This is a genomic window from Microbacterium sp. H83 (assembly GCF_001650405.1).
Lineage (GTDB): Bacteria > Actinomycetota > Actinomycetes > Actinomycetales > Microbacteriaceae > Microbacterium.
Map to the genome: position 1 here is coordinate 74551 of NZ_LWCU01000054.1, position 15283 is coordinate 89833.

15 protein-coding genes and 1 tRNA gene are annotated in these 15283 nt (G+C 70.5%); 6 read left to right on the plus strand and 10 right to left on the minus strand.

The features are described from left to right. Nucleotides 1–50 precede the first annotated feature (50 nt). Together A4X16_RS15950 and A4X16_RS15955 are read right to left on the minus strand one after the other, a co-directional pair. Nucleotides 51–1433 carry a PhoH family protein gene (locus A4X16_RS15950; RefSeq protein ID WP_067122516.1) on the minus strand — a complete coding sequence of 461 codons (1383 nt, stop codon included), beginning with the start codon at nt 1431–1433 and terminating at the stop codon, nt 51–53. A gap of 199 nt (nt 1434–1632) precedes the next feature. Beyond that, nucleotides 1633–2412 (minus strand): isoprenyl transferase, encoded by a 780-nt coding sequence (locus tag A4X16_RS15955; protein ID WP_067122519.1) that lies wholly within the window; start codon nt 2410–2412, stop codon nt 1633–1635. Nucleotides 2413–2509: 97 nt separating this feature from the next. On the opposite strand from A4X16_RS15955, the gene trhA reads away from it, so the two are divergent. Then, the gene (gene trhA / locus A4X16_RS15960; protein WP_067122522.1) at nt 2510–3238 is read left to right on the plus strand and encodes a PAQR family membrane homeostasis protein TrhA; all 729 of its coding nucleotides are present in this window, start codon (nt 2510–2512) and stop codon (nt 3236–3238) included. A 15-nt stretch (nt 3239–3253) separates the two neighbouring features. On the opposite strand, the gene A4X16_RS15965 is transcribed toward trhA, so the two are convergent. Further along, the gene (locus tag A4X16_RS15965) at nt 3254–3538 is read right to left on the minus strand and encodes a hypothetical protein (protein ID WP_067122525.1); all 285 of its coding nucleotides are present in this window, start codon (nt 3536–3538) and stop codon (nt 3254–3256) included. Nucleotides 3539–3607: 69 nt separating this feature from the next. On the opposite strand from A4X16_RS15965, the gene A4X16_RS15970 reads away from it, so the two are divergent. Together A4X16_RS15970 and greA are read left to right on the plus strand one after the other, a co-directional pair. Next, on the plus strand, nt 3608–3994 hold the full coding sequence (locus A4X16_RS15970; RefSeq protein WP_067122527.1) for a DUF4307 domain-containing protein: 387 nt from the start codon (nt 3608–3610) through the stop codon (nt 3992–3994). Between the two features lie 95 nt (nt 3995–4089). Further along, nucleotides 4090–4578 (plus strand): transcription elongation factor GreA, encoded by a 489-nt coding sequence (gene greA / locus A4X16_RS15975; protein ID WP_067122529.1) that lies wholly within the window; start codon nt 4090–4092, stop codon nt 4576–4578. 84 nt (nt 4579–4662) lie between these two features. Here greA and ilvA read toward each other — a convergent pair whose 3' ends face one another. Together ilvA and A4X16_RS15985 are read right to left on the minus strand one after the other, a co-directional pair. Beyond that, entirely contained in the window at nt 4663–5892 is a 1230-nt protein-coding gene (ilvA, locus tag A4X16_RS15980; protein WP_067122530.1) for a threonine ammonia-lyase, read from the minus strand. Further along, entirely contained in the window at nt 5889–7085 is a 1197-nt protein-coding gene (locus A4X16_RS15985; RefSeq protein ID WP_067122533.1) for an AI-2E family transporter, read from the minus strand. The genes ilvA and A4X16_RS15985 overlap by 4 nt, the downstream gene beginning before the upstream one ends. Before the next feature lie 80 nt (nt 7086–7165). On the opposite strand from A4X16_RS15985, the gene A4X16_RS15990 reads away from it, so the two are divergent. Both A4X16_RS15990 and A4X16_RS15995 read left to right on the plus strand, forming a co-directional pair. Then, nucleotides 7166–8422, plus strand: a complete 1257-nt coding sequence (locus A4X16_RS15990; protein WP_067122664.1) for a winged helix-turn-helix domain-containing protein — start codon at nt 7166–7168, stop codon at nt 8420–8422. After that, on the plus strand, nt 8419–8907 hold the full coding sequence (locus A4X16_RS15995) for a hypothetical protein (RefSeq protein WP_067122536.1): 489 nt from the start codon (nt 8419–8421) through the stop codon (nt 8905–8907). Before A4X16_RS15990 ends, A4X16_RS15995 begins: the two co-directional genes overlap by 4 nt. A 60-nt stretch (nt 8908–8967) precedes the next feature. Here the strand turns inward: A4X16_RS15995 and A4X16_RS16000 are convergent, their stop codons facing one another. The 3 genes from A4X16_RS16000 to A4X16_RS16010 form a co-directional block, all read right to left on the minus strand. Continuing rightward, the gene (locus tag A4X16_RS16000) at nt 8968–9534 is read right to left on the minus strand and encodes a LemA family protein (RefSeq protein ID WP_067122539.1); all 567 of its coding nucleotides are present in this window, start codon (nt 9532–9534) and stop codon (nt 8968–8970) included. A gap of 88 nt (nt 9535–9622) precedes the next feature. Next, nucleotides 9623–10936 carry a D-arabinono-1,4-lactone oxidase gene (locus A4X16_RS16005; RefSeq protein WP_067122542.1) on the minus strand — a complete coding sequence of 438 codons (1314 nt, stop codon included), beginning with the start codon at nt 10934–10936 and terminating at the stop codon, nt 9623–9625. Further along, complete coding sequence (locus A4X16_RS16010; protein ID WP_067122545.1) at nt 10933–12180, minus strand: alanine racemase; 1248 nt, start codon at nt 12178–12180, stop codon at nt 10933–10935. The genes A4X16_RS16005 and A4X16_RS16010 overlap by 4 nt, the downstream gene beginning before the upstream one ends. A gap of 317 nt (nt 12181–12497) precedes the next feature. Between A4X16_RS16010 and A4X16_RS16015 the strand changes: the two genes are divergently transcribed. After that, nucleotides 12498–12570 (plus strand) — tRNA-Leu (locus A4X16_RS16015). Between the two features lie 24 nt (nt 12571–12594). On the opposite strand, the gene A4X16_RS16020 is transcribed toward A4X16_RS16015, so the two are convergent. Both A4X16_RS16020 and A4X16_RS16025 read right to left on the minus strand, forming a co-directional pair. Continuing rightward, on the minus strand, nt 12595–13503 hold the full coding sequence (locus A4X16_RS16020) for a hypothetical protein (RefSeq protein ID WP_067122549.1): 909 nt from the start codon (nt 13501–13503) through the stop codon (nt 12595–12597). 278 nt (nt 13504–13781) lie between these two features. Continuing rightward, nucleotides 13782–15266 (minus strand): NAD(P)/FAD-dependent oxidoreductase, encoded by a 1485-nt coding sequence (locus tag A4X16_RS16025; protein ID WP_067122552.1) that lies wholly within the window; start codon nt 15264–15266, stop codon nt 13782–13784. Nucleotides 15267–15283 lie beyond the last annotated feature (17 nt).

Genomic DNA, 15283 nt, shown 5'->3' on the forward strand with positions numbered 1-15283 from the left:
ACAGACGACAGCGGATGCCGCGTCGCCACGGCATCCGCCGTCGATCCCCCTCAGCTGAGTTCGCCGCCCTCCAGCAGCTCCGTGACCAGAGCCGCGATCGCGGAGCGCTCGGAGCGCATCAGCGTCACGTGGGCGAAGAGGTCGTGCCCCTTGAGCGTCTCGATGACGCTGGCGATGCCGTCGTGGCGCCCGACACGCAGGTTGTCGCGCTGCCCGACGTCGTGGGTGAGGATGACCCGGGAGTTCTGGCCCATGCGGCTCAGGACCGTGAGCAGGACGTTGCGCTCGAGCGACTGCGCCTCGTCGACGATCACGAAGGCGTCGTGCAGCGAGCGCCCGCGGATGTGCGTGAGCGGGAGGACCTCCAGGAGGCCCCGCTCGACGACCTCGTCCATCACGTTGCCCGAGACCACCGAGCCCAGCGTGTCGAACACGGCCTGGCCCCAGGGTCCCATCTTCTCGCCCTGGTCGCCCGGGAGGTACCCGAGCTCCTGGCCGCCGACGGCGAAGAGCGGGCGGAACACGATGATCTTCTTCTGCTGCTGGCGCTCGAGCACGGCCTCGAGCCCTGCGCACAGGGCGAGGGCCGACTTGCCCGTGCCGGCGCGACCGCCGAGCGACACGATCCCGACCTCGGGATCGAGCAGCAGGTCGATCGCGATGCGCTGCTCGGCCGACCGCCCGTGCATCCCGAAGATGTCCCTGTCGCCGCGGACCAGGCGGTACTCGCCCTCTCCGGTCACGCGTCCGAGGGCCGAGCCCCGCTCCGAGTGGATGATGAGTCCGGTGTTCACCGGGAGCCCTCTGGCGTCCTCGCTGATGCCGACCTCGCTCTCGTACAGATCGCTGATCTCGTCGCCCGAGAGGTCGAGGGTGGTGATGCCGGTCCAGCCGGAGTCGACCGCCTGCTCGGCCAGGTACTCCTCGGCCCGCAGCCCGAGCGATGCGGCCTTGACGCGCATCGGGAGGTCCTTCGAGACGATCGTGACGTCCTGCCCGTCCTGCGCGAGGTGCATCGCGACCGAGAGGATGCGGCTGTCGTTGTCGCTGAGGCGGATGCCGGCGGGCAGCACCGACATGTCGGTGTTCGCCAGCTCGACGCGGAGCGTGCCGCCCTCGCCGACCTCCACGGGGAAGTCCAGGCGTCCGTGCTCGATCCGGAGGTCGTCGAGGTGACGGAGGGCCTGACGGGCGAAGTAGCCGATCTCGGGGTCGTGACGCTTGCCCTCGAGCTCGGTGATGACGACGACCGGGAGCACGACGGAGTGCTCGGCGAATCGGAAGAAGGCCTGCGGATCGCTCAGCAGCACCGACGTGTCGAGGACGTAGGTGCGCAGATCCTGATCAGGCTCTGCGGACGTCGCACGTCTCGGCGTCTTACGGGTGGACTGCTGCGCGGTGCTGGTGGACTGCTGCGCTGTACGTGAGGTCACGACCCACTCCCGACCCGGGGATTCCCGGTTGTTTCGAACGAGTCGACCAGGGGGTCACGAGTCGCGAACCTGAGGCCGACTCGACGGGCGCCTTGCCCGATACCCAGAAGCTACGACCAGCGACCGACATCCGCGCGATCCGACACGCCGCCGGATTGTGACGAATGCGTGAACGAGACGTTGCGGGGCGATCGGCGCCTCAACGACCGAAGCGGCGGTCGCGGTCGGCGAAGTCGCGGATCGCGCGCAGGAAGTCGACCTGACGCAGGTCGGGTCCGAGCGCCTCGACGAAGTAGAACTCGCTGTGCGCGCTCTGCCACAGGAGGAAGTCGCTCAGCCGCTGCTCGCCGCTGGTGCGGATCACGAGGTCGGGGTCCGGCTGGCCGCCGGTGTACAAGTGCTCGCCGATCATCTCCGGTGTCAGATGGGCGGCGAGATCCTCGATCGTCCCGCCCGACGCCTGATGCGCGGTCACGATGCTCCGCACGGCGTCGACGATCTCGTTGCGTCCGCCATAGCCGACGGCGAGATTCACGTGCAGCCCGGTGTGGTCGCTCGTGCGCTCCTGCGCGTCGGCGAGGACGCGGGCGAGCTCGGGAGGGAGGATGTCCGCGCGTCCGACGTGCTTGACGCGCCAGTTGCCCTCTCGGGACAGCGCCTCGGCGAGCTCCGCGATGATCTCGATGAGGTCGGCGAGCTCGGCGGAGTCGCGCTTGCGGAGGTTGTCGCTCGAGAGGAGGTACAGCGACACGACCCGGATGCCGAGCTCGTCGCACCATCCGAGGAACTCGCGCATCTTCGCGGCGCCGGCGCGGTGCCCTTCGGCGGGGGTGTCGTAGCCGAGCTGTCGTGCCCACCGCCGATTGCCGTCGATCATCATGGCGACGTGATGCGGGACGGTCGACGGATCGAGGTGGCGGCGCAGCCTGCTGGTGTAGAGCCGGTACAGGGGCCCCCGCCCCTGACCCTCGCGTGACATCACCTCCCTACGCTATCGTGCCGGGCGAGGGAAGGCCGAGGGCGGATGCTCAGGATATGTACGCCTCTCGGAATGGCGCCGCGCCTAGAGTGAGCACGTGAGCACACCCGACTCCTCCGCGCCCGAGGTCCCGCAGCTTCCCCTCCTGGAGGAGGCTGCGCACGATGCCGCGGTCGAGATCCGTCCCACATGGCGCGGATGGATCCACGCCGGGATCTTCCCGATCGCTGTCGCGGCCGGCGTCCTGCTCGTCGTCTTCGCGCAGGGCGGCGCCGCGAAGTGGGCGGCAGCCGTGTTCATGGCCAGCTCGCTGCTGCTGTTCGGCAACTCCGCCGTGTACCACCGGTTCGACTGGAGCCCGAAGGTCAAGGTGGTCCTCAAGCGGATCGACCACGCGAACATCCTCCTGCTGATCGCCGGCACGTACACCCCGCTCGCGGTGCTCGCCCTTCCTCCGGAGAAGGGCCTGCTCCTGCTGGTCCTGGTCTGGAGCGGCGCCCTGCTCGGCATCCTCTTCCGCGTGTTCTGGATCAACGCGCCGCGCTGGCTCTACGTCGCCCTGTACCTGCTGCTCGGATGGGCGGCCGTGATGTACCTCGTCGACCTGCTGAACGCGAACGTCGCGATGATGGTGCTCGTGATCGTCGGCGGCCTGCTGTACACGGGCGGCGCGATCGTCTACGCGCTCAAGAAGCCGAATCCGTGGCAGGGGCACTTCGGCTTCCACGAGATCTTCCACGTGTGCACCGTGCTGGCGTTCCTGTGCCACTGGACGGCGTGCCTGCTCATCGCGCTGGAGCCCCTCTCGCCGTCGCTGGGCGCCTGACGCTCCGAGCCGCTGTCAGCGCCTCTCGGGGTCGTCGTCGCCCTCGCGGGTGACCGGGAGATCCGCATCGGTCTCGGTCGCCTCGTCGGCGGCGCGTGCGGCCTCCTCGGCGTCGAGCTCATCCCGCACCTCCTCGCGGTAGCGGACGCGGCGGATGCGCCGGTTCATGTCGAGGATGAGCAGGATCACGGCGACGAGGAGGATCACGACGGCGGCGAAGCCGATGAATCCGGGGGTCACCAGCTCCGGGGCCACCGTCATCGAGGGAGTCGGCATCGGAGTCGCGGTCAGAGCGAGCATGGAGTCTGCCTTTCACACACAGGTCGCATAACCTGGAGATACCAGCCTATCGACCGAAAGACCCACCTCGTGACGACCGCACAGCAGCTCGATGACCGCTATGGCCGCACGCGCCGACGGAAGTGGCCCTGGATCGCGGCCGCCGCGGTCGCCGCCCTCGTCGTCGCCGCACTCGGGTGGTCGATCGTCGCTCAACAGATGGACGCGATCGACTCGGACGATCTGGGCTTCGATCTCGTCGACGAGCACAGTGTCGACGTGCGCTTCCAGATCACGGGCGTGCAGGGCAAGGACGTCGGGTGCCTGGTCGAGGCGCTCGATGAGGAGTTCGGCGTCGTCGGGTGGAAGGTCGTCGAGATACCGGCCGGAGACGCGCATTCGCAGGCGCTCTCCGTCACCGTCCCGACCGTGGCCGCAGCTACGACAGGTTTGGTGAAGAGCTGCTGGGTCGCCTAGAATCGATGCAGACAGACGACGCCCCGGCACCGTGCCGGGGCGTCTTGGCATATCCCCCGCACCGATCGGCGGATACCGAATGAAGGAGCTTCGTCATGTCTACTGACGCTCAGGTTCCCTTCCTCACGCAGGAAGCCTACGACCGGCTCGTCGCCGAGCTGGAGCACCTGTCCACGACCGGTCGCGACGAGATCGCCAAGCGCATCGAGGCCGCCCGTGAAGAGGGCGACCTCAAGGAGAACGGCGGCTACCACGCCGCCAAGGACGAGCAGGGCAAGCAGGAGGCGCGCATCCGCACGCTCGAGGGCCTGCTCAAGACCGCGAAGGTCGGCGAGGCCCCCGCGAGCCGCGGCATCGTCGAGCCGGGCACGGTCGTCACCGCGATCGTCGCGGGCGGCGAGGAGGTCTTCCTCCTCGGGAGCCGCGAGATCGCCGCGGGCAGCGACCACGACGTCTACAGCGAAGCCAGCCCGCTCGGTCAGGCCATCCTGGGACTCAAGGTCGGCGAGAAGTCCGCGTACGAAGCGCCCAACGGACGATCCATCTCCGTCGAGATCGTCAACGTCGAGACCTACACCGGCTGACGCGCACGTCGCAGATGCGAGAAGCCCCGTCCGCTCGGACGGGGCTTCTCGCATCTGTACAGAGCTCCGGGGGGGGGACGCGACTCAGTCGGGGACGACGATCGGCTGGAAGCCGGCCCGCCGGAGCGTGTCGAGCGTGTGCTCGGAGTGCTCCGCACCGCGGGTCTCCACGCTGAGCTCGAGGATCACCTCGCTGATCTGCAGACCGTGACCGTGCCGGGTGTGCATCGCCTCGATGACGTTCGCTCCCGCCTCCGCGATGAGCTCGGACACGCGCGCCAGCTGCCCCGGCCGGTCGGGCAGCGGGATGCGGATGGTGAGGTAGCGTCCCGAGGCGGCGAGGCCGTGGGACACGACGCGCTGCAGCAGCAGCGGATCGATGTTGCCGCCGGAGAGCACGGCCATCGTGGTGCCGGTCGCCGTGACCTTGCCCGCGAGGATCGCCGCCACGCCCGCCGCGCCGGCCGGCTCGACGACGACCTTCGCCTGCTCGAGCAGGATGAGGATCGCTCGCGCCAGGTCGTCGTCGGAGACGGTGACGACCTCGTCGACGAGGTCCTTGATGATGTCGAAGGGGATCGCTCCGGGGCGGGCGACCAGGATGCCGTCGGCGATGGTCGGCCTGGTCACGATGTCGACGGGATGTCCGGCCTCGAGCGACGGCGGCACTGCGGCGGCGTTCTCGGCCTGCACGCCGACGATGCGCACCTCGCGTCCCCGCTCCGCGGCGCGCGCCTTGACCGCGGCGGCGACGCCGGCGATGAGCCCTCCCCCGCCGATGCCCAGCACGATCGTGTCGACCTCCGGCACGTCGTCGAGCAGCTCGAGTCCGAGGGTGCCCTGACCGATGATGACGTCGCGGTGGTCGAACGGGTGGATGAGGACCGCCCCGGTGCGCTCGGAGAACTCGGCAGCGAGCCGCAGGGACGTCGCGACCGTCTCGCCCTCGAGCACGACCTCCGCTCCGTAACCGCGCGTGGCGAGGAGCTTGGGGACGGGCACGCCGAGAGGCATGAAGATGGTGGCGGGGATGCCGAGGGCCTGCGCCGCGAGCGCGACGCCCTGCGCGTGGTTGCCTGCGGAGGCGGCCACGACGCCGCGCGAGCGCTCCTCCGCGCTCAGCCGCGACAGCCGGTACGCCGCCCCGCGGATCTTGAAGGAGCCGGTGCGCTGGAGGTTCTCCATCTTCAGCAGCACGGGGGCGCCGAGGGCGTCGGTGAGAGCCCGCGAGGGCAGAGCCGGCGTGTGCGTGATCACCTCAGCCAGACTCTGAGCTGCGTTCTCGAACTCGGTCAGGCTGGGGACTTCGCTCACTGATTCCTCCCTCTCCGCTGTCGCGGAACCGTACTCCAGATGAGGTCGCCACTCGGGCCGACCCCCGTCCGCCATGACCCCGAGCTGATGGTGACGGCGGCGACGTTGACGAATGCGGCCAAGGGCACGGCGAAGAGCGCGCCGGGGATGCCGGCGATCATCGCGCCGCCCGCGACCACGAGGACGACGGCGAGCGGATGCACCTTGACGGCGGAGCCCATCAGCAGGGGCTGCAGGATATGGCCCTCGATCTGCTGGACGCCCAGGACGACCAGGAGCATCCAGAGGGCGATCCAGGGCCCGTTGTAGACGAGGGCGAGGAAGACGGCGACGGCGCCCGTGACGACCGCGCCCACGATCGGGATGAACGAGCCCAGGAACACGAGCACGGCGACCGGCAGCGCAAGAGGCACCTGCAGCAGGAAGGCGCCCAAGCCGATGCCGATGGCGTCGATGGTCGCGACGAACAGCTGGGTGCGCGCGTAGTTCACGATCGTCGCCCAGCCGTTCCTGGCCGCACCGTCGGCCGCGGGCCGCGCGGAACGCGGGAAGAGCTTGAGCGTCCACCGCCAGATCCCGGCGCCGTCGGCGAGCAGGCAGATGAGGATGAACAGCGACAGCAGGGCCCCCGTGGCGACGTGGCCCACCGTGGTCCCGATCGCGAGAGCCCCGGACCACAGCGCCTGGGCCTGCTCGTTGAGGAAGGCGAGTCCCTGATCGAGGTAGTCGGAGATCTGCGTGTCGGACAGGCTGAGCGGCCCCTCGTGCAGCCAGACCTGGAACTGGTCGAACGCCTGCGCTGAGCTCTCCTGCACCTTCGGCAGCTCTGCCCGCACCTGCCAGATCACGAGCCAGAGCAGACCCGCGACGATCGCGGCCGTGCCGAGCAGGGAGATCGCGATCGCGGCCCAGCGCGGGAACCGGTGCCGCAGCATCCAGCCGAACGCCGGCCACAGCAGGGCCGTGATGAGGATGCCGACCATGAGCGGGATGACCAGGAGCTTGAGCAGCATGACGAGCCAGATGAACACGCCGCCGGCGGCGGCGATCAGCAGCAGCCGCCACGCGTAGCCCGCCGTCACGCGCAGCGGGAGCGGCACGGCGTCATCGGCCTCCGTCGAGACGGTGCGGTCCGTGGAGACGGGGCGCGGACGGAACAGGTCTGTCAGCCAGGAACGCCGCTCATCGCTCATCGCCCAAGTCTACGGCGCTGCCGTGAGCGCGCACGACGGCCGACGTCGTGGATGTCGGCGCCCGGCGCTACGCTGACGGCGTGACAGACACCCTCAGCTCCGCCCAGGCCCGCCGCATCGCGCTGGCTGCGCAGGGCTTCACCCGCGCACGGCCGGCGACGGTCGCCGCGCGGCATCTGCATCGGGCGATGGAGCGCCTCGGCGTGCTGCAGATCGACTCCGTCAACGTGTTCGCGCGCTCCCACTACATGCCGTTCTTCTCCCGGCTCGGCGCCTACGATCCCGCCCTCCTCGACCGGGTCTTCCTGTCGCGGACGACCCACTACGTGGAATATCTCGCGCACGAGGCGACGTTCATCCCCGTCGACGACTGGCCGCTCTGGCGCTTCCGCATGGATCGCTTCCGTGCACGATGGGGCGAGGGGTCCTGGGCTGCGGAGAACGCTCGCACGCTGCAGTGGGTCCAGGACGAGCTCCGCGTGCGCGGCCCGCTGAGGCCCGCCGACCTGAGAGCCGACGCGCCGCGGGAGCGAGGCACGTGGTGGGACTGGGACGACGTGAAGCTCGCCCTCGAGCATCTCTGGCGCACCGGCGATGTGGCGATCAGCGGCCGGAAGGGCTTCGAGCGGACCTATGCCCTCGCCGAGCAGGTCATCCCCGACGCCGTCCTGGCCAGGGAGATCCCCCGTGCGGACGCGATCCGCGAGCTGGTGCGCCGCGCCGCGAGGTCGTCGGGCGTCGCCACACAGGCGGACCTCTCGGACTACTACCGCATCCGTGATCGTGGCGCGGTGACGCAGTCGATCGCCGATCTCGTCGACGAGGGCGAGCTCCTCCCCGTCCGCGTCCGAGGGTGGGAGCGCGGCGGGCGCCCGATCGCCGCATGGCGGCACCGCGACGCGGTGCTCCCGCGCCGTGTGGACGCCGCAGCGATCCTCACCCCGTTCGACCCCGTCGTCTGGTTCCGTGATCGCGCGCTCCGCGCCTTCGACCTGGACTACCGGATCGAGATCTACGTCCCGGCCGAGAAGCGCCGCTACGGCTACTACTCGCTGCCCGTGCTCGTCGGCGACCGCATCGTCGCGCGGATGGATCTCAAGGCCGATCGCGCCACCTCGACCCTGCAGGTCCAGTCGGCGTGGTGGGAGCCGCAGGCGGATCCGTCCGCCGACATCGCCGCCATCGCCCCCCAGGTCGCCCTCGCGGCGGTCTGGCAGGGTCTCGAGAACGTCTCCGTCTCGGGATGGGGAACGGCGGCTCCCGCTCTGCATGCCGCGCTGGCGAGCACGGACGCCTCCGTCCGGCGGCACGTGCATCTGAGGGAGAGCGTGGCGTGAGCCGGCGCACACGGTGGCTGGCGGTCGGAGCGGCCGTCGTGCTGGCTGCCGTCATCGCGGTGTGGGTGTGGCAGGCATCGGCGCCGCGCCCCGATCCGGAGACCACGACGACCCCCACTGCGGCCCCATCGCCGTCGCCGGACGTGCGAGCGCTCGCGCAGGCGGAGCTCGACGAGCATCTCGAGCAGTGCGCGGCCGACGGCATGCCGGGTGGCACCGCGAGCGCGGGCTGCGGCATCCGGATCCCCTGGGGCACCGAGTTCGCGACGGTCGACGACGCCGCGCTCCGCATCGAGCGGCTGCCCGTGCTCGAGCTCGATCCCGACGGTCAGGGCTTCGTGGCGGACGACGGCATCCTCGTCGCGACGGTCACGGGCACGGGTCAGGACGGCGCCCCGAGGACCGAGACGTATCGCACCGACTCCTGGGCGGTGCGCGGAGACGTCGTGCTGTCGGAGGGGCGGCTGCGCCTCGACGTGTGGTGAGCGCCGGAAACGCAGGAGGCCCGGTGCATCATCGCGCACCGGGCCTCCTGCGTGAGTCCGTCAGAACTGGACGCGCGGGGGTTCGGAGATCGCGCCGCTGTCGGCGACCTCGAAGAACTCGCGCTCGGTGAAGCCGAGCCCCTTCGCGAACAGGTTGTTGGGGAACACCTTGATCTTGGTGTTGAGCTCGCGGACGCCGCCGTTGTAGAAGCGGCGCGCGGCCTGGATCTTGTCCTCCGTGTCGACGAGGGACTGCTGCAGTTGCAGGAAGTTCTGGCTGGCCTGGAGCTGCGGATACGCCTCCGCGACCGCGAAGAGGCTGCGCAGCGCCTGCTGCAGGTGTCCCTCTGCGATGCCCGCCTCGCCGGGACTGCCCGCGGACAGGGTCTCGGCGCGAGCGCGCGTGACGTTCTCGAAGACGGCCTTCTCGTGCGACGCGTATCCCTTGACCGTCTCGATGAGGTTCGGGATGAGGTCGGCCCGGCGCTTCAGCTGGACGGTGATGCCGCTCCAGGCCTCGTCGACGCGGACTTTGAGCTGCACCAGCGAGTTGTACGTCGCCCAGAGATAGATCCCCGCGAGCAGGATCACTCCGACGACGATCAGTACCGGCACGAGCCATTCCATCAGAGGCCCACCCTTCCTCGTGTTTGTCTCATCCTACCGGCGCTGTCTGCGCGTCGACTGGGTGCGGCGCGCGGATCGCACGCGCCGATCACTCGCCGAGGACCCGCTCGAGATAGCGGTTCGCGAAGCGCCGCTCGGGGTCGAGGCGATCGCGCAGCGCGACGAAATCGTCGAAGCGCGGATACCGCTCCTGCAGGCTCTCTGCCGTGAGCGTGTGGAGCTTGCCCCAGTGCGGTCGCCCTCCGTGCTCGAGCATGATCTGCTCCACGGCCTCGAAGTACGCCGTCGGGTCCGCGCGCCAGTACCTGTGCACCGCGATGTACCCGGTCGCCCGACCGTGCGCGGTGGACAGCCAGCGGTCGTCGGCGGCCGTGAAGCGCACCTCGATCGGGAACTCGATGCGCCAGCCCCGCTCCTCGATCACCGCGCGCACGGCGCGGAAGGCCGCGACCACATGCTCGGCGGGGAGGGCGTACTCCATCTCGCGGAAGCGCACCGTGCGGCTCTGGGTGAGCACCCGGTGCGACAGGTCGGTGTACCGTCGGTCGCCGGTGAGCTTCACGGCCAGACGATTGAACGGCGGCGTGATCGCCGGGGCGATCCGGCCGGCGCCACACACCGCGCGGTAGACGCCGTTGGAGAGCAGCGTCTCGTCGACCCACCTCCCGAGGACGGGGAGCGGCGCACGGCGGGTCGATTCCGGCATCCGGCTCTGCGTCTTGGTCAGTGCGACGTCCGTGTGCGGGAACCAGTAGAACTCGAAGTGGTCCGCCTCGGACACCCGCTCGGGCAGAGAGTCGAGCACGTCGTCGAGCGGAGCCGGCTCGTCGATCGCGCTCAGCACGAAGGCGGGGACGCACTGCAGCGTCACCTCGACGATGATCCCCAGGGCGCCGAGGCCGAGCGCGACCGCCGGCAGCAGCTCGGGTTCGTGCTCGTCGTCGATGCGGCGGAACGCGCCGTCAGCGGTGACCATCGTCACACCGACGACCTGCGCGGCGAGACCGCCGAAGCCGGCTCCCGTGCCGTGGGTCCCCGTGGAGATGGCCCCCGCGATGGACTGGCGGTCGATGTCGCCGAGGTTCTCCATCGCGAGGCCGTGCGGGGCGAGCAGTCCCGGTACGCGGTGGAGGCGCGTGCCGGCGAGGAGCGTGACGCGACCGGTCGCCGCATCGGCCGAGACCAGCCCCTGCAGGTCGTCGAGTTCGAGGAGCACCCCCGGGGCGATCGCTATCCCGGTGAAGCTGTGTCCCGCGCCGACCGCTTTGATCGTGAGACCGTGCGCCGCGGCGGCGATGACGGCGCGCTGCACGCCCTCCGGGCTGCGGGGCCGCTCGACCCGGATCGGCCGCACCTCGGCCGACCGGGCCCAGTTCTGCCAGGTGCCGCCGATTCTCGTCACAGGAACGCCTTCCCTTCGCCGCGATACGTCGGCAGCTCGTCGACGACCTCATCGCCGGACACCAGGTGGTAGCGCTCGACGCGCTCCGCGCCCTCGCCGCTCTTGGCGTGTCGGAACCACACGCGATCCCCTACACCGAGCTGCCGTGCCGACGTCCCCTGCAGCGGTGTCTGCACCTCGCCCGCCGCTTCGCGAGGGAGCGTGCGCAGACCGTCGGGCCAGACGGCCAGGGGCTGCCGCGACGCCACCGCCGGTCCGGAAGCGATCCAGCCCCCGCCGAGCACGGTCGCGATGTCCGCTGCGGGCCGACGGACGACGTCGAACGCCACAGCGGATGCCGGTGCCGGCCGGAACGAGCGGTAGCCGTCGAACAGGTGCCCGCCGAGCAGGCCGCTTCCCGCGCTCGCCTCCGTGAGCGATTCGTCGCTGCCGGTGAACTCCAGCGACCCGGTCCCGCCGCCGTTGAGGAACTCGAGCGGAGCGATGTCCCTCAGCGCCGACACGATCGCCGCACGACGCTCGCGCAGCTCTGCGCGGGAGCGCGCCTGCATCAGACGGATCACGGGAGCATCAGGACCCGCGGCATCGCCTTGCCCTGCGATCTGGGCTTCGTACATCTGCAGGCCGACCAGCCGGAACCCGGGTCGACGCACGATCTGCCGAGCGAACGCCGCCACCTCGCCGGGCGTGAACAGGGCCGAGCGGCGAACGCCGATGTGCCCGAGCGCCGCGGAGCGGAGCGACGCGTCGGCGTCGATGGCCACGCGGATCTCCGGGCGGGCACCGGCGGGAGCGACACTGTCGACGATGTCGAGGTGCGCCGGGTCGTCGACCATCAGGGTGATCCGCTGCACGGCGGTCTGGGACGCGAAGAGATCCTCGAGCCCCTGCCGATCGACCGTCGGGTAGCCGAGCACGATGTCGTCGTGGGTCTCGGCGAGCCACAGCGCCTCCGCCAGGGTGAACGCGAGGATCCCGCGATATCCGGGCAGCGCGAGCACGGCGTCGAGCACGGACCGGACGCGCACCGATTTCGACGCCACGCGGATCGGCAGGCCGCCCGCTCGCACGAGCAGATCCATCGCGTTGTGCCGCAGCGCCTCGCGATCGATGACGGCGACGGGCGCGGGCAGGTGCCCGGTCGCCGCCGAGAGGCGCGGCCAGTAGCGTGCGGGGTCCTGCCATTCGGGGACGACGGCGGAGGGTCCCTGGGCGGGGCTCAGATCGGCGGTGAGGTCGAGCACTCCCCCACACTACGGCGTCCGGCACTCCGACTCACGCTTTCGGAGACCGGGTCGCACGGCGTGCGATCCGATACCTCGCCCACGCGATATTCCGGAACACCAGCTCAGACGCGCGTCATGATCGCTCTCCGGCCCCGTCTTGATCATTGAGGCCGTCGTCAGGCGGTCTCGTCGACCGTCTGGTCGATTGCCGGGGGGTGACGATGCTGTCTCAGCAGCATCACGGGGGAGGCGGGCGCTGGGAAGCCTGTCTCCTTCCCCTCGCGGAGGCATCGCCATCCTGTTCCCGTGTACTCTGAGCGGGACCCGCGCCCCCGGCCCCCGTAGCCCAATGGCAGAGGCAGGCGACTTAAAATCGCTTCAGTCTGGGTTCGAGTCCCAGCGGGGGCACTCGGCCGGGTCGAACGCCGCCGCTCAGCGTCCGAACAGATCGCCGATGCCGGGGATGCCGAGATCACCGAGCTTCTGCCCCCACTCCCCCGCCGTCTCACCGAAGCCGGAGACGGCCTCGCCCGCCGACCCGATGAAGCCGTCGGCCGCGCCCGTCACACCCTCGACGACACCGCTCAGGCCGTCGAAGCCGACGCCGCTCGCGATGGCCTCGACGTCGATCCCCTGCGCGAGCGCGTCGAAGTCGACCCCGAGACCGGCCGCCTGCTCGAGCAGGGGTCCGGCGACGCTGCTCGCCACCGCGCCGGCCGCCACGACACCGAGCACGCCCACGGCGGCTCCGCCCACGGCGCCTGCCGCGCCGAGGCCGGCGATCCCGCCGAGGCCGCCCCTGCCGCGGCCGTCGTCATCCCCTCCGCGGACCCGCGAGAGGAGCCCGCGCATCCGGCCGGGCCGCCCTGCCTCTGTGCGTCCAGCCGCCCGCGCGAGATCAGCGGGCGACGACGAGGCGGGACGCTCGGCAGGCGCGAGCTCGACGTTCATCCGCTCCTGCACCTGCGCCCGCTGCGACGGGTTCAGCCGGGCGAATGCCTCGCGATGGATCTCCTCCACGCGATGCGGATCGGCGGTCTGCATCAGATAGTCGTACCGCGCGATCGCCGCGCGGTCGGCGTCCGTCCCGCGGCCGACACCTGTTCGACCTGCTGCCGGCGGCGTGTACCGGTCAGCCGGCGGTGTGTACCGGTCAGCCGGCGGCGTGTACCGGTCGGCCGGCGGCGTGTACCGATCGGCCGGGGGCGCGGAGCCGTCGGCGGGCACGCGCCCGGGTGTCCCCGCCGCCGAGCGACCGCGCTGCCGCTCACCGCGGTCGCGGCCCACGTCGAGATCCAAAGCGCCTGCAGCGAGACGGAGCAGTCGGTCGAGCTTTCCCATGATGCGGTTCCTCACGTGGCGTGTGGACGGCCACGGAAATCGCATCCTGTGCGGGTGCGGGGTCCTCGGCCGTCCGCGGTTGACGGACGCCAGGTCTCCTCCACCCGAGAGGGCCGGTGGGCCGGGATCCGCCATCGGATCCGTGGTGACGGCGCCACCGCAGTCGGGAGTACTCCCCTTGCGCTCCCGACCGTAGTGGTGAGAGCTATGAATGCGATGCGAGCTGGAGACGACGAACGCCCCGTATCCGGAGGGATCGGGGCGTTCGAGCGGGGAGGTCACTTCGCGGAGGCGGCCTCCGCGGGCGTCTTCGCTGCGGACTTCTCGGCAGCCGGCTTCGTGGCGCCGGTCTTGGCTCCGGCGGGCTCCTCGCCCGCGGCCTTGTCGGCGGCCGTGGCCTGAGCGGCCGGAGCCGTCGTGGCCGGAGCCGGAGCGCTGGCGGCCGGGCGCGGGCGCGCAGCGAACTCCTCGAACACGTACCGCGGGTTCTGCACGGTCTCGAGGTTCACCAGGTCGCGGCCGAGCCACAGGTTGTTCCACCAGCCCCAGAGGACGCGGAACTTGCGCTCCCACGTCGGCATCGCGAGACCGTGGTAGCCACGGTGCGCGACCCAGGCGACGAAGCCCTTGAGCGCGAGCTTGCCGGACTGGAAGACGCCGTTGTAGAGGCCGAGGCCCGCGACGGCGCCGAGGTTCTTGTGGAAGTAGTCCTTGGGAGCCTCGCCACGCAGGACCGCCACGAGATTCTTCGCGAGGAGCTTCGCCTGACGCACGGCATGCTGGGCGTTGGGAACGCAGAAGCCGCCCACGCCGCCGCCCGACAGGTCGGGAACGGCCGACACGTCGCCCGCAGCCCATGCGCCCTCGACGAACGCCTCGGGGGTGCCGACGCGGAGATCGGCGCGGGTCTGGATGCGACCGCGTTCCTCGACCGGCAGGTCGCCGCCGCGCACGACGGTCGGGTTCGCCATCACGCCGGCGGTCCAGACGATGAGATCGGTCGGGATGACCTCGCCGGTGGAGAGCTCGACGTTGCCGTCGACCGCGCTCGTGAGCTGCGTGTCGAGATGCACGTTGGCGCCGCGCTTCGCGAGATCCTTGAGGACCCACTCGCTCGTGGGCAGCGAGACCTCGGGCATGATGCGGCCCATGGCCTCGATGAGGTGGAAGTGCGTGTCCTCGAACGTGATCTGCGGGTACTTCGAGACCAGGGCGGAGGCGAGGGAGCGGAGCTCCGCGAAGACCTCGATGCCGGCGAAGCCGCCGCCGACGACGACCACGGTGAGCAGGCGGTCGCGCTCGGGACCGGCAGGCACGGAGGCCGCCTTGTCGAAGTTCGACATCAGGCGGTCGCGGATCGCGACGGCCTCCTCGATCGTCTTGAGGCCGATGGCGTTGTCCGCGATGCCCGGGATCGGGAACGTGCGCGAGACGGCGCCTGCGGTCACGACGATCTGGTCGTAGGCGAACTCGTACGGCTCGCCCAGGGGCGGCGTGATCGTCGCGACCTTCTCGGCGTGGTTGATGTTGGTCACCTTCGCCGTGAGCACGTGGGTGCGCTTGAGGTGGCGACGGTGGGCGACCACCGAGTGGCGGGCCTCGATGGAGCCGGCGGCGACCTCGGGGAGGAACGGCTGGTACGTCATGTACGGCAGCGGGTCGACCATGGTCACGTCGGCTTCACCCTTGCGAAGGTGCTTCTCCAGCTTCCACGCCGTGTAGAAGCCTGCGTAGCCTCCACCGACGATCAGAATCTTGGGCACAGTGCTGTTCTGAGGCA